This window comes from Taklimakanibacter deserti (genome assembly GCA_003574785.1).
On the sequence record QORU01000012.1, the window covers coordinates 166,006 to 183,110 of the forward strand.

At 57.1% G+C, this 17,105-nt stretch carries 16 protein-coding genes, 1 tRNA gene and 1 pseudogene; 9 read left to right on the plus strand and 9 right to left on the minus strand.

Annotated features, from left to right (window positions below):
- Nucleotides 1–52 precede the first annotated feature (52 nt).
- Nucleotides 53–1,069: pseudogene (locus DS839_RS24595) on the plus strand (IS3 family transposase); the annotation flags it as partial.
- Nucleotides 1,070–1,291: 222 nt separating this feature from the next.
- On the opposite strand, the gene DS839_RS24600 reads toward DS839_RS24595, so the two are convergent.
- From DS839_RS24600 to DS839_RS24640, 9 genes are all read right to left on the minus strand, one after another.
- The gene (locus tag DS839_RS24600; protein WP_119273132.1) at nucleotides 1,292–2,257 is read right to left on the minus strand and encodes a hypothetical protein; all 966 of its coding nucleotides are present in this window, start codon (nucleotides 2,255–2,257) and stop codon (nucleotides 1,292–1,294) included.
- 1,401 nt (nucleotides 2,258–3,658) lie between these two features.
- Complete coding sequence (locus DS839_RS24605) at nucleotides 3,659–3,862, minus strand: hypothetical protein (RefSeq protein ID WP_368911891.1); 204 nt, start codon at nucleotides 3,860–3,862, stop codon at nucleotides 3,659–3,661.
- 91 nt (nucleotides 3,863–3,953) lie between these two features.
- On the minus strand, nucleotides 3,954–4,505 hold the full coding sequence (locus DS839_RS24610; protein ID WP_119273134.1) for a TubC N-terminal docking domain-related protein: 552 nt from the start codon (nucleotides 4,503–4,505) through the stop codon (nucleotides 3,954–3,956).
- Entirely contained in the window at nucleotides 4,502–6,052 is a 1,551-nt protein-coding gene (locus DS839_RS24615) for a DUF3631 domain-containing protein (RefSeq protein ID WP_119273135.1), read from the minus strand. Before DS839_RS24615 ends, DS839_RS24610 begins: the two co-directional genes overlap by 4 nt.
- Before the next feature lie 20 nt (nucleotides 6,053–6,072).
- Nucleotides 6,073–6,930, minus strand: coding sequence for a DUF7146 domain-containing protein (locus DS839_RS24620; RefSeq protein WP_368911892.1), 858 nt, complete (start codon nucleotides 6,928–6,930; stop codon nucleotides 6,073–6,075).
- A complete protein-coding gene (locus DS839_RS24625; protein WP_368911893.1) occupies nucleotides 6,917–7,102 on the minus strand; it encodes a helix-turn-helix domain-containing protein in 186 nt (61 codons plus the stop codon). Before DS839_RS24625 ends, DS839_RS24620 begins: the two co-directional genes overlap by 14 nt.
- Nucleotides 7,103–7,291: 189 nt before the next feature.
- A complete protein-coding gene (locus DS839_RS24630) occupies nucleotides 7,292–8,038 on the minus strand; it encodes a hypothetical protein (protein WP_162918777.1) in 747 nt (248 codons plus the stop codon).
- A gap of 269 nt (nucleotides 8,039–8,307) precedes the next feature.
- Nucleotides 8,308–9,543, minus strand: coding sequence for a tyrosine-type recombinase/integrase (locus DS839_RS24635; RefSeq protein ID WP_119273138.1), 1,236 nt, complete (start codon nucleotides 9,541–9,543; stop codon nucleotides 8,308–8,310).
- A gap of 169 nt (nucleotides 9,544–9,712) precedes the next feature.
- Nucleotides 9,713–9,802 (minus strand) — tRNA-Ser (locus DS839_RS24640).
- A 543-nt stretch (nucleotides 9,803–10,345) separates the two neighbouring features.
- Between DS839_RS24640 and DS839_RS24650 the strand changes: the two genes are divergently transcribed.
- The 8 genes from DS839_RS24650 to DS839_RS24685 all read left to right on the plus strand — a co-directional run bounded on the left by DS839_RS24650 (nucleotide 10,346) and on the right by DS839_RS24685 (nucleotide 17,089).
- A complete protein-coding gene (locus DS839_RS24650) occupies nucleotides 10,346–10,528 on the plus strand; it encodes a Flp family type IVb pilin (RefSeq protein ID WP_119273140.1) in 183 nt (60 codons plus the stop codon).
- A 30-nt stretch (nucleotides 10,529–10,558) separates the two neighbouring features.
- Nucleotides 10,559–10,741, plus strand: coding sequence for a Flp family type IVb pilin (locus DS839_RS24655; protein WP_119273141.1), 183 nt, complete (start codon nucleotides 10,559–10,561; stop codon nucleotides 10,739–10,741).
- Between the two features lie 172 nt (nucleotides 10,742–10,913).
- Nucleotides 10,914–11,414, plus strand: a complete 501-nt coding sequence (locus DS839_RS24660) for an A24 family peptidase (RefSeq protein WP_119273142.1) — start codon at nucleotides 10,914–10,916, stop codon at nucleotides 11,412–11,414.
- A 98-nt stretch (nucleotides 11,415–11,512) separates the two neighbouring features.
- Nucleotides 11,513–12,334 carry a Flp pilus assembly protein CpaB gene (cpaB, locus tag DS839_RS24665; RefSeq protein ID WP_119273143.1) on the plus strand — a complete coding sequence of 274 codons (822 nt, stop codon included), beginning with the start codon at nucleotides 11,513–11,515 and terminating at the stop codon, nucleotides 12,332–12,334.
- 24 nt (nucleotides 12,335–12,358) lie between these two features.
- Nucleotides 12,359–13,816: a type II and III secretion system protein family protein gene (locus DS839_RS24670; protein WP_368911894.1), complete on the plus strand. Its 1,458-nt coding sequence runs from the start codon at nucleotides 12,359–12,361 to the stop codon at nucleotides 13,814–13,816.
- A gap of 13 nt (nucleotides 13,817–13,829) precedes the next feature.
- On the plus strand, nucleotides 13,830–14,264 hold the full coding sequence (locus DS839_RS24675) for a CpaD family pilus assembly lipoprotein (protein ID WP_162918778.1): 435 nt from the start codon (nucleotides 13,830–13,832) through the stop codon (nucleotides 14,262–14,264).
- A gap of 3 nt (nucleotides 14,265–14,267) precedes the next feature.
- The gene (locus DS839_RS24680) at nucleotides 14,268–15,524 is read left to right on the plus strand and encodes an AAA family ATPase (protein WP_119273145.1); all 1,257 of its coding nucleotides are present in this window, start codon (nucleotides 14,268–14,270) and stop codon (nucleotides 15,522–15,524) included.
- Entirely contained in the window at nucleotides 15,524–17,089 is a 1,566-nt protein-coding gene (locus tag DS839_RS24685) for a TadA family conjugal transfer-associated ATPase (protein WP_368911895.1), read from the plus strand. Before DS839_RS24680 ends, DS839_RS24685 begins: the two co-directional genes overlap by 1 nt.
- Nucleotides 17,090–17,105 lie beyond the last annotated feature (16 nt).

The window sequence follows — 17,105 nt, forward strand, 5'->3', positions numbered from 1 at the left end:
GCGGGTAACGTAGTATGCTCATTGCTGGGTCGGTCACCAGAAGCGAGCGCCCCTCGGGGTGTTCGACGGCAAGGCGGGCGAGCGCGAAGCGACGCGCGATGCGGAAGTTCGCGAGCTTCACGCCAAGATCGGACAATTGGTGATCGAGCGCGATTTTTTGGCCAAGGCCTCCGGTCGCTGAGCCACGAGCGGAGGAGGGCGATGGTCGAGGCGGACCACCCGCGGCTCTCGATTGCGCGGCAGTGCGAGCTTCTGTCGATTGCCCGCTCCACGTTCTATCGCACGCCCTGCGGAGAGAGCGAGATGAACCTCACGCTCATGCGGCTGATCGACGAGCAGTTTCTGGAGACGCCGTGGTACGGCGCGCGCCAGATGGCGCGGCATCTGCGCCGGCACGGCTGGTGTATTGGCCGCAAGCGGGTGCGCCGGCTGATGCGCAAGATGGGGCTTGTCCCCATCTTCCAGAAGCCTCGGACCAGCCAGCCCAGCCCCGAGCACAAGGTCAATCCTTATCTGCTCAGGGACCTCGTCATCGCCAGGCCGAACCAGGTCTGGTGCGCCGATGTCACCTACATTCAGATGAAACGCGGCTTCCTCTATCTGGTGGCGGTGATGGACTGGGCGAGCCGCAAGGTTCTTGCCTGGCGACTGTCGAACACGATGGATGCCGACTTCTGCGTCGCGGCGCTGGAAGAGGCGATCGCCCGCTATGGCCGGCCTGGGATCTTCAACACCGATCAGGGTGCGCAGTTCACCAGCTTCGCCTTCACCGGCATGCTGCGCGATCACGGCATCCGCATCTCGATGGACGGCAAAGGCCGGTGGATGGACAATGTGTTCATCGAAAGGCTGTGGCGGTCGCTCAAAATACGAATGCGTCTATCTCGATGCCTTCGAGACCGGCAGCCACGCCAGGGCCGGGATCGGCCGTTGGATCGACTACTACAACACTCGCAGGCCACATTCCGCGCTCGCCGGGCAGACGCCGGCCGAAGCCTATGCTATGCAACTCGCGCCGCCGGGACCGGGGCTCGCCCCGGCCCCGGCGCCAACCCGACTGGCGGCATGATCAACAACATGACCCACCTTAGCAACGCCGCCAAACTGTCTCGCGATCGGGGACCACCTCTCGAGGGCTTCTCCTTCATCGGAGTTTGGCACGACGCGAAAGACGTCTGGCGCTGTTATGGTCAACTTTACAGCCCTGTTCCAAAGGCCGATCCTTGATCTCAACCACGTCGTTAAATGTCGGCAACAACCTCGAGCCAGATTGCTACGTGAACAGGACCATTCACTCGTTATCATACTCCTGCTCGTACACGAACATCCCGTGCCGCTCGAGTTGCCTTATCATTTCATCGGTCTCCATATAATCAGCAGGGTCGATACCGAAGTGCTCCATGGGGTCAACTTCGGTGGACACCGTAAAGCTTGCCGGCAGTTGCACGGCAGTCAGATACTCACGACTTAGATCCAGCTTACAGGCTTTGCAGATGAACTTTTTTGATGCAACTGAAGTCTTTTGGATTAGCATCTCGCCATCGATGGTGACTTTAATGCCCAAAATCTTCTCCCCTAGCAGCACACCCTCAGACCCACATGCAGGACATCCTTGCTTTGCATAGTTTGCTTCAGTCCGTATAAGGGCGGCAATCTCCTTCTGCGCATATTCTCTAGCGTCGGTCTGATCCTTCGCGGAGAGGCTATTGAACCACTCTCGGTGCTTTCTCAGGTCATCCTTCGCCCGCCCTTCAACTTCCTTATTCATGTTTTTGAGACGATCTTCGAGCTCTTCCGCCTCATCTCGCTCAAAAAAATCAGTAACCTCTGCATTCAGAAAGTCCGCTAAGATTGTTACTACCCGGTATTGTTCAGACTGCCAACGGTTATGCGTCATTGTTTCAAAGGAGGCTTCTCCCGTGTGCACCTCAATGTTTCTCGCACGCGCCATAAGCAAGCAGTGAGACAGCGCCTGCTCATCGAAACCGGAAACTAGGTCCGTACACCGTTGATAGAGAATTTTAGCCGCAATGCTCGCGGGGTCCTTCTTTTCAACGCCGAAGCCATACAAGAAGCTCTTTCCATCCTGAGGATCGGCGAGGAGGCTTGGATGTATTTTCGCCAATGCAGCCCTTGCCAATAGCTCTAGATAAAGAGAGCTCCATAGTCCGTAGAGTCCCGAACTTCTGTCAGTGTCTCGGGCGTACTTGGCAAATAGTTTCGACTTATTAAGTAGGTAAGTAGAGTTCCACTGCATTGAACCCTCACGGAACAAGGGCGCGGTTGAGATACCGCAGTGAATATTTTTCTGGGCGTTGCACCCGCGCTCGAGAGTGCAGCGTTCGCCGGTTATTAACAACTAGCACACGGCCGGCCTCCCAATGGAAATCTTCCGAAGCAAGCTTTGAAAGATGCTCTTCGACGACCTCTTTCCTAAGTGCTCCTGTAACGTCCTTTTGAAAACACCCTGGATCCCACGCAATATGAAGCCCATTTTCCGATATCGGCTTTACATAAACGTAATGCCCACTGCGTATCCGAACGAGCCAAATGCTCCTTTGGAATTGCTCGCGGAAAGTCGGTTCGAGCGCCGACAGATCAAATTTCCTGAGTTGGGTTGGGGTGTGGGTAGCATCAATCGCGTCCATCCAGAAGATTAGATATCGTGGCGGACGGAACGAGTGCGCTCCGTCAGTGTGTGGAGGGTGCTCTCGAAGTCCATAACGGCTGGACAGCGAGTTCGGTCGCGCTTCTGCACTAGCCCGAGGTGTCAAAACTTTGGTCTGAACAATTGAATCCAGCCGCTCACCTAGCACTTTTAGCGCGAGCTCAACGGGTGAGGCCGGCGGTCGATATGTCAACGCCGACCAGTACTCGATTGGATAAGGCGCTGAACTCATCGCAGGCCCCACGAAAGATTGTACATCCGAATCGATTGAGGAACTTGAGCATCCATCGTAGTCCGCCCCGTCAACCCCCCCGCTTTCCAGTCCAACACGACATGTCAGTCCTTGCAAGCCCCAACCGGTGTGATGCATTTTTTGCTAAAACGTCGGCGGATTTCCGCCATGCGCTCGCACGTGAGTTGGCTTGCTGCGCCGAAAACAGCGTCCGGACTTTCCAGGCGTGACACCCTGCGCGCGTACTGGTAACAAAGCCCTCATTTGCAAGTTTCCAAGAACTTCGGATCGCGCACGCGCGTGTATTGCTGAAAAAACTCCCATTCTCACGCGCGCGTGTTGCTTCGAAAAACTCCACTGGATAGCGCTGACAGTCTTACTTCAAAATCCGATCCATCAAGCCGCCTATGCCTTCCCCCGGCAGGAGCAGCCGGCGCACTCGCCATAGCAACTCGTCATCCGCAGCCTTCTCGTAGGCCTGTGCCTTCTCGTCCAAGCGATTGTATGTTTTCCAGCGCATTTGGGCTTTGGCGGAAACTCCCAATCTTCGTATTCTTCTCGCCACTCGCGGGGTCCTTTTGGAGAACACGCTTAGGCCTTGGGATCGATGCCGTTGAGCTTGGCGGGCTCCGTCGGGTACAAGATCTCGATGGGATAATTGCGGGGATAGGAAACGGGTTTTCCAAGGTGCATCCAGTTATTGCAACTACTTAGCCGTGAAAGTGGGCTCCTAGCCCGTCCGCCAACCGGCACCATGATTAGCTTAAAGCTAGCTGGACGAGCCTTGCAAACTCCTTCAACTCATCATCTGTAAGTTTGGTCAAGTCATAGTCCGGCGCCCTGTACTCGATGGACGAAAGTTTGGGATGAAAATATGGCGCCGCTGCCTTGGCCATGTCCATCCGCGTTTGAAGATCAGCCGTCTCATCCCTCATAATCTTCAGCATGAGTTCCAGCGGCATTGCCCCGGTCGCCTCGGCTTGGGCGACAACCGTTCTTGTTCTACGATTCATTGAGCCGCGCTTTCGCCCGGCTCCCGGACGCTTACCGCCTCTAGCCATTGGCGAGATCCTTTCGTTTGGTGTTAACGGGTTTTGTCTCTTTGATAGCTAACAATAACTGAATCAGAGCTCGCCGAGCCTCCCATCTTCGAAGATTATGCCAGCGCGCAGCACAGCCGGCGTGCAGGAATCGTCCCTCCTTGGCAATGTCGGCGATTCTGATTATTGAGGGATCGGCAGTGTCAACCTGGCAGCGGCATTGTATGCAGATACCGTCGGTGGTCGTTGTTGTCGTTGGTGGGTGGCATGAGAGCCATCGATCGATGCAGTCCTCGAACGCACAAAGCTCTGCGTCAGTGCCTTCAAACCCACAGCCATGAGCGATGGCGGCACGCGTATTGAACCAAGCGCGCCAGTCCCCGAGAGTCCATTTAGAAGTTTTTTGAAGATGAGCAATGATCTCCGGTTTGTTGGCGCGGATCCGCGCAATAACGGTGTCTGTGACCAGCTTTTCTGGGCCATCGAGGATAAGTTGGCCACCGCTAAGCTCAAGATGAATGCCAAGGTTCGATAATTCCCTGATCAACTCGGCGGACGCGATCATATAACAACCCTCCGACGCCTGTTGCCGAGTTCGGGGGATGAGGGTACGTCCCGGTCAGTTACACCGTAACATTCGCCTTGTTTCAATGCGTTAGAGTGACCGCTGCACGTAACGGAGGGCGCCTCGGTTACGAATTGGGATCCGCCCATGTCTTTGATGTTATTGGACTGTAACGATGTTACGGATGTAGCGGAAAGGTACCGTGAAAATGCATCGTCGAAGTCATTCCGGAGATAGCCTTTGAGTGGCCCACCATCGTCGAAGCGAATAGTCCTGGGTAATATACCAAACGGCTTCAACAATGTTGCAAGTTGCCTAGCCGTAATCGGCTTGCCTTGCCGCCACTCAGGCCAAGGACGGTCTTCCATGGAAATCAGGTAACTGAGGATGTCCTCTGTCTTAAGGCGATCCTGCCCCACATTCTGGTAGAAATTGAACAAATCGCCCAATAGGCGTGTGCCAAAGGATTCATCGTCTCGAGAGCCGTTCAATCCTTGGGCGACCTCGCGCGCGAGTTCCGGCCACTTGCCTCCTGCAGTATCGGCGATCGCGAGAAGCGGACGCCAGTTGTCCGCTGCGCGATCGTTCAAAGTCTTAGGTACCTCACCATCCCAAGCCTCAAGGGATGACATGGAATCTTCAGTCCATCGCTTGATCCTTGCACGGATGTCTGAAAAGGGCTCGTGCCGATCAATTCGGAGACGCTGGACGACTTCTTCTGCGCCTTTTCGCCGGAGTTCGATAACAATGGCGCGGTCACTTAAGGTATCGGGCAGGGTTCCAATCATCGCGACAACGATGGCCGCCCAGGTGCTAAAGTGCTTTGGTTCGTGATCGTCCCCTACGGTCCGGATTACGAAGGCCATCGACCGACTATGCCCGGAATTGAGAATGCCCCGAAGCGCATCGCTATCTCGAAGATACGTATCTGCTTCGTCGATAATCAAAGTCGGACTAAAACTTTCGATTGAACGAAAAATGGCGGCCGGAGTGATGTTGGATGCTGGGAGCGGCCTTGGTACTAACTGCCGGATGACAGAGAGAGCCGTCGTTTTACCGCATCGCTTCTCGGGGGACACGAAGGCTAGCCGTGGGCAGATGCAGAAAGCGTTCAGAGAATGTGCGAATAGGATCCATAGAGCCATCGCTTCTGGCGCATACTTCGGGGTAACTACGAACCGTTTGATAGACGATACGAGTTCGTCTAGAAGCGCAACTCCATCTACGCGACTGAGCCAGGAGTTTTCAGGTTTCCAATCGAATGCCAAATGACGTACACTTGGATTGTCGTGCGCACCGCTCATCAGTTTCTTGAGTTCACTGACCCGAACGCCATTTTTCTTGAGTTGCGCCCAAGTCCTCTCAAACTCAGCCAAATTGTCGCGGCGGGTTCGGATAAGAAGATCGATGCTCGTCGAGGTGAACGGAAGACCGGGGTCGCTCGCGGATCTCTTGATCAACTCAAATAATGGGTCGCGAAACTCCTCCGACGAGTCGATGGCTTCCCTGATAAGGCTTTTGCCAACGGATTGTTCTTCCGTGCTCATGTTGTCATCTCATATTTGGATTATTGGGAGCGCATGAGAATGTCGTTGAAGTCCTGTCCTATTGGCGGTCGGGCGATGCGTACTCTCCGACCTTCACACGTCCATCGCTCTGCGCAGGCGCGAGCCGCAGTCTCACCTGCCAAGTCACCGTCAGAAAGCACAATAAGATCCTCGATGTTCTTCGGTATTTCGATTGTTCGTAGACCTGAAGCTGAAAGAGCTGCCCAGACGGGAAGACGGGTCGCCTGGACGACGGACATACAGGTTTCTATGCCTTCGCCGACCATCAAAAGGTGGGTCGGCTCGCCAAGTCGCACAGCACCGCCGCGGCATGGACCGAGCATCATCTTCGAGGGTTCAATCGGTGCTTTTCCATGCCCGTCGTGGGCGAGGAATGTACGATGAATTCCGATCGGAAAACCGTCGATACCCCAGGTAACAAGCGCCACCATCGCTGGCCACAGTGTCCCTGTCGGATGCTTCAGACGAGGATGAAATCGCAAGCCATGGGCAACAAAATCAATGCCGCGGGTGCGGAGATAGGTTTTTACCAGCGTCCCTTCCGCGACCACTGACGACTGCCAAATGCGGTACGCCGGTGATTCAGAAAAATCCAGGTGCAATAGAGGTTCAGGAACTGCCCGGCGAAAACAATGTGATGGGCCTAATGCTTGCCTTTTCCAGAGACCCATGCGCCGTAACGCATCAATGACAGCATTTTGTGCACAGCCGGCGAAACAGTGAACGAGCACTTTTCCCTCGAGATCGGTGAGCGAAAGGCTCGGCTGATGATCGCGATGCGCTGGACAAGGTGCTATCCAGCGCGAGCCCACCTTGCGTCCGCCAAGGGCGCGTGCGATTGCATCAGCGCGCAGCATTGGCGGCGTCAGTAATCTTTGCCAGGTAAGCCTTTAGGGACTCGTCGGTGATGAGACTCCGCTTACCGATCTTGACAAGAGTCAGTTCATGCTCGTTGACAAGGTCGTAGGTCTTCGTTCTCTTGATGCGGAGGATGTCGCCAATCTCCTCGATAGTGTGCAGCAGGCGCATGTGTATGTCTCCGTTCATTCGGTTGATTCCTGCCACGAACGATAAAGCTAGAACGCGCAATCGTTTACAACATAACGTCGGCATCGTTGCTTTGGTTTATGTTGCAACGGAGGCTTAGCCTCCCAAACGGCGGTCAAACTGAATGTGAAGGTGACGTTTCGATCGCGGACGACAACGAGTTCACAGCTGTTATTCTGGATAAGTCTCGTCTCGGCTGCGCCGCCAGCTCGTAACCACGTCGCGCAACATGCGCCCAGACGGATAGCTATTGAGCCCCATACCGTCGAATACTGCCTCAAGGAACCTGGGGAACGGTCCGGTCCATCCGGTGCCGGGAATCTTGTTTAATGCTGCATAGTAAATTCCGGCAATCTGATAAGTGAGATAGGGCACCACAGCGAGCCGATCTGGTCCGCCGACATCGCTGAGGCGATCTCTAACCTCAGCACACATCCCTGATAAGGCAAGCATTAGTCTGGAAAGGACATCGCCGGGATTGCCTGCAATCAGAACTGCGATATCTACGGGCGCCTCGCTTCTTGATGCATTGGTCCTATTGCGGCGGATTGGTCTAACAAAATCCCTCTGCAGTACTTTCGCGAGATGTTTACCGGCTGCACTGTCAAGGAACTGCTGAGCGAGAGACTCGATTACCTGAATCGAATGGCCTATCGGATATAGGGTATCGAAACTGCTAAACCAAATCGCCATCTGATGGAAGCACTCACTTGAGGCATCAAACTTCTCTGCATCTTGCCTACGAGGCCGGTGTTGAGAGCGGTCCTGACGGATTTGCTCGGCAAAGGCAGCCGCGTCATCGAGAGCGTGCCTCACCAAATCTCGTTTTGATTCAGGAATATGGTGGTCCCGGCATAGTGCGCTGAAACTCCCATCTGAAATGCTCCGGATGGGTGGGAGTTCGGTGTCAGGAACCATGACACGCTCTGTGCCAGGCGCCTTGATTCGCCTTGGTTTGGGCATGATCAAGCAACCTATGAGTAAGTTTCCTTTTGCGGTCTTGTTTGCAGCTCGGTAGGCTAGGCCACAAAGTACCTACTTGTCTGACCTAGCGGTTTCCCACAGATGATAAAATATCAATATAAATCAAAGAACCGAAATCGCTGCCATGTTTGAAGCAAGGCCTCTCTCTCTCTCTCTCTCTCTCTCTCTCTCTCTCTCTCTCTCTCTCTCTCTCTCCATGCCTCTCAGCATTGCTTCGCGCCCTGAGCGAGCGCTATGACATTGCTGCCTGCCTTGGGCTCTATGAAGTTGGCCCAGGCATTCATGAGCTTCGTGCGTTTCGCCAGCAGGTCGCCGCGGGCATACGCGCGCTGCGTCTCGTCTTCGGTCTTGTGTGCAAGAGCTCGCTCGCAAACTTCAAAGGGGAAGCTCGTTGTTTCGCCAGCCCAATCGCGGAATGTCGATCGAAAGCCGTGGACTGTAATGTTCTTATAGCCCATACGGCGAAGTAGCATGAGCATGGACATATCAGAGAGGTGCTTGTTAATTTCGTTGCCAGGAAAAAGATAGTCACCCCATCGGGTTTGCATAAGCTTTCGTATAATTTCCACACTGCGCGGTGACAAGGGAACACGGTGTTCTTCACCCATCTTCATCCGTTCGGCCGGCACGGTCCAAAGGCTCTTGGACAAATCAAACTCGGGATACTTGCCCTGCAACACCTCGCTCGTCCTCAGAGCGGTCAATATCGTCAGCTCGAGCGCGTAACCGGCCAGCGTGTCATTGTCGACCTGGCGCTTCCGCAGCTCGGTCATGAACTCGGGCATTTTATCATAGGGCAGGGCTGCATGATGGCCACGCGAGCCACGCTTGTGCTTCGGTAATAGTCCCTTGAGATTGTCTTTCCACCGCGCTGGATTCTCGCCCACCCGATACTTGTGACTGGTCGCGAAGCTCAGGACTGATTCTATTCGGCCCCGAAGGCGCCGACCGGTCTCGGGCACGCGCTCCCAATGTGGCCGCAGAACCGAGAGCACGTCGGTGACCTCGATCGTATGGACCGGCTTTGAGGCGAGCGGCGCGGCAAGCTTCTCCAGTGAGTAGCGCCATTGTTTGCCATGCTTCTTGTTTTTCCAGCCCTTCTCCATGGTGGCTAAATATTCGTCCACCACTTGACCGAAGGTGCGCCGCATATTGGTTGACCGCTTCGCCTCATTTTTGAGAATCTGCGGATCATTTCCAGCCGCCATAGCATCCCTTGCAGATTGAGCAGCTTTGCGCGCGCCAGCCAATGAAACGCGACCAGTTGCCGCTGATCCTAAGCCAACCTCCTTTTCCCTGCCCTGCCATCGATAGCGGAATATCCACTGCCGCGTGCCGAATCGGGTGATGACAAGATAGAGGTTACCTCCGTCCGAATACCGGCCGGGCTCTTTGACAGCTTCTATTTGCTTTGTGGTCAGCCTATTAATCGCGCGCATAGGATCAAATTCCAGATCACTGATTTATCCCAGCATTTATCTTAGCGCAGATGCAGGCTGTACGCGAACATTTGTGAACAATCGAAGATCGTAGCGGATAGGAACGCTTTGATAAATTTCAGCCTTTTGGACTATCACGGACGGTAGCAGCCGTCGGCGAGCATGAAATTGGCGGAAGAGGAGGGATTCGAACCCTCGATACGCTTTCACGTATACACGCGTTCCAGGCGTGCGCCTTAAACCACTCGGCCACCCTTCCTCAGGTTACGCGGGCCTGGATCCTTCAATCCGGGGGCGTAAGCGCAATCCATGCCATGATATCCATCCCGGCCTGCCGCTCGCGGCCGATGCCGCTGATTTCGCGCGGGCGCACTATAGCCAGAGCGGGCCAAGGTTCAAGCCTCACTTGCGCGGACAATATTGCTGTGCGAGCCCCCAGCTCTTTACTCAAGGACGCCTTGTTCATCACCAATTGAGCTCATGAGCAACATTGAAGACTTAAAGTATTAAGAAGAAAAAAGATAAAGAATGTAAGTATTTGACAAGTAATTAATGCCAAGCTCAAGTCGATAGGAAGCTCGTGAAGACAATAATGAATCATTCGTTAAGTATAACGCTCAAATTTTAGACATTCCGCAAACCAGAAGCTAACCAACAATTTTAGAAATCTTGTCTTGAGCGCCGCAAAGCGGCCGGATTTACTACCCGTTAAACGATGACACCTAACGTCGACCGCGGTTCACGAAGCACCAAAAACGCAATCCGACGTGAGCCGTGCTGGAGACCTCAACTGGAGAGACAGATGAATAAGCTCGTGCGTTTTGTGAAAGATGAATCCGGCGTGACCGCCATCGAGTATGGCCTCATTGCTGCTGCCATGGGCATCATGCTCGTGATCGCGATGCCGACCTTGTCGGGCGCCATCAAGGGCGTGTTCACCAAGCTCGGCACCCACATGGGTACGGCGAGTGGCTGGACCCAGTAATCCGAACAATCACAAAGATTGGAGAGGCAGATGACCAAACTAGTGCGCTTTGTGAAGGACGAATCAGGCGTGACCGCCATCGAATATGGCCTCATCGCTGCCGCCATGGGCATCATGCTCGTGATGGCGCTGCCGACCTTGTCCGGCGCCATCAAGGGCGTGTTCACCAAGATCGGCACCGATATGGGCACGGCGACGGGCTGGACTCAATAACCCTGAGAATTCAGGGAGGCTTGGGAAACCGCCGGCGCCAGCCGGCGGTTTTTCGTTTATGTCCGCCAACGCGCCCGTTTAACGCCGTTTTTACGCCGGTGTGGAAGCTTGAGAGTCGCAAGCAATCTCATTCACCAGCATTCGTCGCGAGCCAGGCACAGGGAACCGTCATATGATCGCATTTCTGGCTCAGATCCTCCTGCCCTTCCTCGTCGTCGTCGCCGGCGCCCATGACTTCTTCACGTTGCGCATTCCCAATTGGCTGAACGCCCTCATCGCGCTCGCTTTCTTTCCGCTGGCGCTCGTGACCGGCATGCCGGTGGAGGCCATGCTGTGGCACTGCCTGGTAGCGGCCGTCATTCTGGTGATCGGCTTCGGGCTCTTCTCGGGCGGATTCATCGGCGGCGGTGATGCCAAGCTCCTCGCGGCGGCCGGCCTCTGGTTCGGCTGGCCGGCCGTCGGGCCATTCCTGATTTTCACCGCCATTGCGGGCGGCGTCCTGGCGCTCTTTTTCCAGGTCTGGAGCATGCTCAAGGTCGAGCAGGAAGTGCGCGAAATCGGCTGGGCGAGGCGCCTGCTCAGTTTCAAGGCGGACTTGCCCTATGGGATCGCCATCGCGGCGGGAGGGATTCTCGCCTTCCCCGGCACGTGGTGGATGCCATTTCCGCCGTAAGTTCCAAAAGATAGCAAAAGCTTAACGGTAATTTGACCATTCCTGGTGAAAGTAAACCAGAGCGCAACAGCGGCGATGCGCGCTGAATTGAGGATAAGATGAATAAGACGCGTCTTGCGGTTCTGGCGGTGGCGATAGGTTCAGCGGGTCTTGCCATCTACATGGCCCAGGGCCTGGTCGGTCAAAAGCAGGAAGTTCAGACTGTAGAGGTCAACAAGGTCGAAACCGTGGATGTCCTGGTGGCGACCAAGAATCTGCAAATGGGCGAGCGGCTGATCGGCGGCTCGATCGGCTGGCAGTCCTGGCCGAAATCAACGGTCTCGAGCCTGATGATCACCAGCGCGGCCGAGCCCGACGCCAAGACGAAATATGAGAATGCGAGGGCCCGCGCCGCCATCTTTGAAGGCGAGCCGATCCTCGACAAGAAGCTGGTCATGCCGAATGAAAACGGCTTCATGTCGGCCATCCTGCCGAAAGGCATGCGGGCGATCTCCGTCACCGTCTCCGCCGAGACCGGTGCGGGCGGATTCATTCTGCCCAACGATCGGGTGGATGTGCTTCTGACCCGCAAGGTCGATGACGGGTCAAACCAGAAAGTCGCCGCCAGCGAGACCGTGCTCACCAATGTGCGCGTGCTCGCCATCGACCAGACCTTCCGCCCCAAGGGCGAGGAGGATCAGGAATTTGTCGTTGCCGACAAGACGGCGACGCTCGAGCTCGATCCGCGCCAGGCCGAGGTGATCTCCATGGCGCAGGACGTCGGCCAGCTGTCCTTGGCACTGCGTTCGATCCGCGAGAATGACGGCGTTCCGCTGGCCGAGAACGTACCGAAGCTCAGCGACAAATATGCCAACGGGACTGAGAGCAACGAGATGACGATCATTCGCTACGGCGTTCCGCGGCGCATCACATTGAACTGAGCATATTTCTGGGGACGGGCTGGGATGACGAGAGGACCGATGGAAGTGAGCCGCAACGGAGCTTGTGCTCGTGCCGGACGAGTGGCGGCAAGCCTGATATTCGTGGCGATGCTGATGCTGGCTTCATCATGGATGGCCGCCCGGCCGGGCCTGGCTGGCGATTACGGAGCCTCCGCCGCCGGCAGCGGCGGCCGTCTGGTGCGCATCGGTCTCAACAAGTCGATCGTTATAAAGCTGCCGGGAGAAGCCCGCGACGTGCTGGTCGGCAATCCCGACATCGTTGATGCGGTGGTGCGGACGAAGAACACCGCCTATCTCTTCGCCCGCGCCATCGGTCAGACGAATATCTTTTTCTTCGACGCGAACGGCCAGCAGATCCTGGGTCTCGATCTTGAAGTGTCGCAGGACATGGTCGCCCTGCAGAAACTCATCCAGCGGACGGTTCCGGGAAGCCGGATAAAAGTCGACACGATCGGCGACAACATCGTGCTGAGCGGCACCGCCAATACACCCGCCGAGGCCAAGCTGGCCTTTGATCTTGCCGCCAGATTCGCCGGCCCGGACGGCGACAAGAAGGTCGTGACCACCATCAACGTGCTCGGCAAGGAGCAGGTGATGCTCAAAGTGCGCATTGCCGAGGTGCAGCGCAACGTGCTGAAACAGCTTGGCATCAATACCACCGCGTTGTTCTCGATCGGCAAGTTCTCCTTCGACCTGCAGAACATAAATCCGTTCTCGTCCCCGTTGATAAGCCCGTTCGGCCTTTATACGGGAGGCTGGGCGGACGGCGGTGACCAGGCCAACGTGTTCATCCGCGCCATGGAAAGGGATGGCCTGTTGCGCACCCTGGCCGAGCCGACGCTGACCGCCATTTCCGGCGAGACCGCCAATTTCCTGGCCGGTGGCGAGTTCCCGATTCCCGTTGCGCAGGACGACAATACGATCTCGATAGAGTTCAAGAAGTTCGGCGTGGGCCTGGGCTTTACGCCCTTGGTGATGTCCGAGGGGCGCATCTCGCTCAAGATCAGCACCGAGGTCAGCGATATTTCAAACGACCTCGCCGTGACGATCGCGGGAAGATCCCCGGACGACCAGTCGCTCGTGATTCCGTCGCTCAATGTCCGTCGCGCCGAGACCACTGTCGAACTGCCGAGCGGCGGCTCGATCTCGATGGCCGGCCTCATCAAGGACTCCTCGCGTTCAGAGATCACCGGCACACCGGGACTCAAGGACCTGCCCATTCTGGGCGCTCTGTTCAGGAGCCGCGATTTCCAGCAGAACCAGACCGAGCTCGTGGTCATCGTGACGCCCTATGTCGTCAACCCCGTCAACGAGGAACAGCTTTCGCTGCCGACAGATGGCCTGGCCTTGGCCACCGACCGCCAGGCGATCCTGTTTGGCCGGCTGAACAAGATCTATGGCAAGCCCGGCAAGAGACCCGACGGCGTCTATCACGGGAATGTCGGCTACATCGTCGATTGATGCGGAGAGGGTTATGACCATATTGGGGTCGAAAATCGATTGGCTGAAATTTCTGGTGCTTGCCGGCCTGGTGCTGAGCGTCGCCGGCTGCAGCAGCACCGAACCCGATCGCGACGATTTCTACGAGCCAACAGCGCATTATGAGCGTCATCCGATCATTGTCACCAAATCGGGCGCCTACGCGAAGGATTGCGGCAATTGGCCGAAAGACCTGACGGAAACCTCGCGCAACGCGCAATATGAGAATTTCGGCTGCGCGCAGCAGAACAACCTCGCGGTGATGGCCGCCAATCCTCGGGATCTCGAGCGTCCGCGCAAGCAGGGCCCTGCCGATGCCACCCGCCGCTCCAACGTGATCGACAAATATCGCCAGGGCGAAGCGACGGCCGCCGCGGAAGAAGAGAACCAGAAGGTCAAGATCTCCGATGTGGGCGGTGGGAGCGAGTAAGCCATGAACCACGCCATGATGAACAGCCAATACGATGCCTATGCCGGCCAGAAGGTTGTAGCGCTGGTGCCGCATATAAACATCAGGGCTTTCTGCGAAGATCCGCACACGGTCGAGGCCGTCCAGGCCGCCTCGATCGACCGCCGCATGGCGCGCGCCCATGTCCAGATCCATATGGGCGGCATTGCCGGCGCGGTCCAGGTATTCCAGGCCGAGCTGACCCCCAATGTCGTTCTCGTCGAAACGACCGCCAACCGGGAGACGATTCTGTCCGGCTTGGCGCAGCTGGCGCAGGTCTGCGGGCCGGAGACCAAGGTCGTTGTCATCGGGCACCTCAACGACATCATCCTTTATCGCGAGATGATGCGGCTCGGGGTCAGCGACTATATTGTCGCCCCGGTTCACCAGCTTCAGCTTATCGACGTCATCGCCGGGCTCTTCCAGGATCCCGGCGCCAAGCCGCTTGGCCGCATCTTCGCCTTTGTCGGTTCGAAGGGTGGGGTCGGATCGAGCACGCTTGCTCACAATGTCGGCTGGTATATGTCGCGCCAGCTCCATACCGACACGGTGATCACCGATTTCGATCTGGCTTTCGGCACGGCCGGACTCAACTTCAATCAGGAGACCTCGCAAGGCATTGCCGACGCCTTGAGCCAGCCGGACCGCATCGATCAGACCTTGCTCGACCGCCTGCTGACCAAATGCGGCGACAAGCTGAGCCTGTTGGCTTCGCCTGGCGCCCTCGACCGTGACTTTCATGTCGAGGAGTCCTCGGTCGAGGTCATCCTCAATACCGTCCGCAACAGCGTGCCTTGCGTCATTGTCGATGTGCCGAACATGTGGGCGCCCTGGATCAAATACACGCTGCTTCATGCCGACGAAGTCGTGATCACGGCGACGCCGGAGCTGGCCAGCCTGCGCAACACCAAGAACCTGGTGGATCTCCTCAAGCAGGCGCGTCCGAATGATGCGCTGCCGCGCCTGGTGATGAACCAGGTCGGAATCCCCAAGCGCACCGAGATACCGGTCGGCGATTTCGCCAAGGCGATCAATGTCGAGCCCGCCTTGACCATAGCCTATGACGCGCAGACCTTCGGCGCGGCGGCGAGCAACGGCCAGATGCTGGCCGAAGTCTCGGCCAAGGCCAAGGCGGCCGATGCGGTAGCGACCTTGGCGCAAATGCTTCTCGGGCAGGAAAAGCCGATCAAGACCTCGAAGTTTTCCCTGCCCTTTGCCGGTAAGCTGTTGAGGAAGAAATAATGTTTGGAAAGCGCGGCGAACAAGGGGGCGGGCTTCCGCAAGGCGGCATGCCGGCGCCGCAGCAGGCGAACGGACAATATGCGCGCCAGGCTCCGCTGCCCCAGCACATTCCCGATCTGAAAGTCGAGCCGCGCACACCGCCGGCGCCGCAACCCTATCCCGCGTCGAGGCCGCAAGGCTCGCCGCTCCCCGCAGGGGTCCGGTCAGGCGGCCTGCCGCAAGCCGTGGCGGCGCCGCCTCAGAAACCGCTTGCCGGCACGCCGCCACGCAGGTCCGACAATTACTATGACATCAAATCGACGATCTTCAACGCTTTGATCGACGCCATCGACCTGACGCAACTCAGCCAACTCGACCGCGAAGGTGCGCGCGACGAGATCCGCGATATCGTCAATGAGATCATCACCCTCAAGGATGTGGCGATGTCGATCGCCGAGCAGGAGGATCTGCTCGAGGACATCTGCAATGACGTCCTGGGCTATGGGCCGCTCGAGCCCTTGCTGGCGCGCGACGATATTGCCGACGTCATGGTCAACGGCGCTAATACCTGCTTCATCGAAGTCGACGGCAAGGTCGAAAAGACGGGCATACGCTTTCGCGACAATTCGCAGCTGCTGAATATCTGCCAGCGCATCGTGAGCCAGGTCGGCCGCCGCGTCGACGAAGCGAGCCCCATTTGCGATGCGCGCCTCGCCGACGGTTCGCGCGTCAACGTCATCGTGCCACCGCTCGCCATCGACGGGCCGACGCTGACGATCCGCAAGTTCAAGAAGGATCGGCTCAAGCTGCCTAATCTGGTGAAGTTCGGCACCATAACGCCGGAAGGGGCGACCATACTCGAGATCATCGGTCGGGTGCGCTGCAACGTCCTGATCTCAGGCGGCACCGGCTCCGGCAAGACTACGCTGCTCAACTGCCTCACCGCCTATATCGATCTCGACGAGCGCGTGATCACCTGCGAAGACGCCGCCGAGCTTCAACTCCAGCAGCCGCACGTCGTCCGGCTCGAGACCCGTCCGCCCAATCTCGAGGGCGAGGGCGAGGTGACGATGCGCGATCTCGTCAAGAACTGCCTGCGCATGCGTCCGGAGCGGATCATCGTCGGCGAGGTCCGCGGACCCGAAGCCTTCGATCTTTTGCAGGCGATGAATACCGGCCATGACGGATCGATGGGAACGCTGCACTCGAACAGTCCGCGCGAAGCCATCTCGCGTCTCGAATCGATGATCACCATGGGCGGCTATGCGCTGCCGTCCAAGACGATCAAGGAGATGATCGTCGGCTCGATCGACGTCATCATCCAGGCCGCCCGCTTGCGTGACGGCTCACGCCGGATCACCCATATCACCGAAGTGATCGGCATGGAGGGCGAGGTGATCATCACCCAGGATCTCTTCGTCTACGAGATCATGGGCGAGGATGCGAATGGCAGGATTCTCGGCCGCCACCGCTCGACCGGCATCGCCAGGCCGCATTTCTGGGACCGCGCCCGATATTTCAACGAGGAACGGCGCCTGGCCGATGCGCTGGAGCGCGCCGAGGCGCGTAATGACGATCAGATCTAACGGGGCTCTAAGGACC

Excerpts from the sequence above, each read along its gene's own strand:
- DS839_RS24670 (WP_368911894.1), top strand. The coding sequence starts at position 12,359 with ATGACGAGAGGACCGATGGAAGTGAGCCGCAACGGAGCTTGTGCTCGT.
- DS839_RS24610 (WP_119273134.1), bottom strand. The coding sequence starts at position 4,505 with ATGATCGCGTCCGCCGAGTTGATCAGGGAATTATCGAACCTTGGCATT.
- DS839_RS24630 (WP_162918777.1), bottom strand. The coding sequence starts at position 8,038 with ATGGTTCCTGACACCGAACTCCCACCCATCCGGAGCATTTCAGATGGG.
- DS839_RS24680 (WP_119273145.1), top strand. The coding sequence starts at position 14,268 with ATGAACCACGCCATGATGAACAGCCAATACGATGCCTATGCCGGCCAG.
- DS839_RS24620 (WP_368911892.1), bottom strand. The coding sequence starts at position 6,930 with ATGCTGCGCGCTGATGCAATCGCACGCGCCCTTGGCGGACGCAAGGTG.
- DS839_RS24650 (WP_119273140.1), top strand. The coding sequence starts at position 10,346 with ATGAATAAGCTCGTGCGTTTTGTGAAAGATGAATCCGGCGTGACCGCC.
- DS839_RS24655 (WP_119273141.1), top strand. The coding sequence starts at position 10,559 with ATGACCAAACTAGTGCGCTTTGTGAAGGACGAATCAGGCGTGACCGCC.
- cpaB (WP_119273143.1), top strand. The coding sequence starts at position 11,513 with ATGAATAAGACGCGTCTTGCGGTTCTGGCGGTGGCGATAGGTTCAGCG.
- DS839_RS24605 (WP_368911891.1), bottom strand. The coding sequence starts at position 3,862 with ATGCCGCTGGAACTCATGCTGAAGATTATGAGGGATGAGACGGCTGAT.
- DS839_RS24685 (WP_368911895.1), top strand. The coding sequence starts at position 15,524 with ATGTTTGGAAAGCGCGGCGAACAAGGGGGCGGGCTTCCGCAAGGCGGC.
- DS839_RS24625 (WP_368911893.1), bottom strand. The coding sequence starts at position 7,102 with ATGCGCCTGCTGCACACTATCGAGGAGATTGGCGACATCCTCCGCATC.
- DS839_RS24660 (WP_119273142.1), top strand. The coding sequence starts at position 10,914 with ATGATCGCATTTCTGGCTCAGATCCTCCTGCCCTTCCTCGTCGTCGTC.
- DS839_RS24675 (WP_162918778.1), top strand. The coding sequence starts at position 13,830 with ATGACCATATTGGGGTCGAAAATCGATTGGCTGAAATTTCTGGTGCTT.
- DS839_RS24600 (WP_119273132.1), bottom strand. The coding sequence starts at position 2,257 with ATGCAGTGGAACTCTACTTACCTACTTAATAAGTCGAAACTATTTGCC.
- DS839_RS24635 (WP_119273138.1), bottom strand. The coding sequence starts at position 9,543 with ATGCGCGCGATTAATAGGCTGACCACAAAGCAAATAGAAGCTGTCAAA.
- DS839_RS24615 (WP_119273135.1), bottom strand. The coding sequence starts at position 6,052 with ATGAGCACGGAAGAACAATCCGTTGGCAAAAGCCTTATCAGGGAAGCC.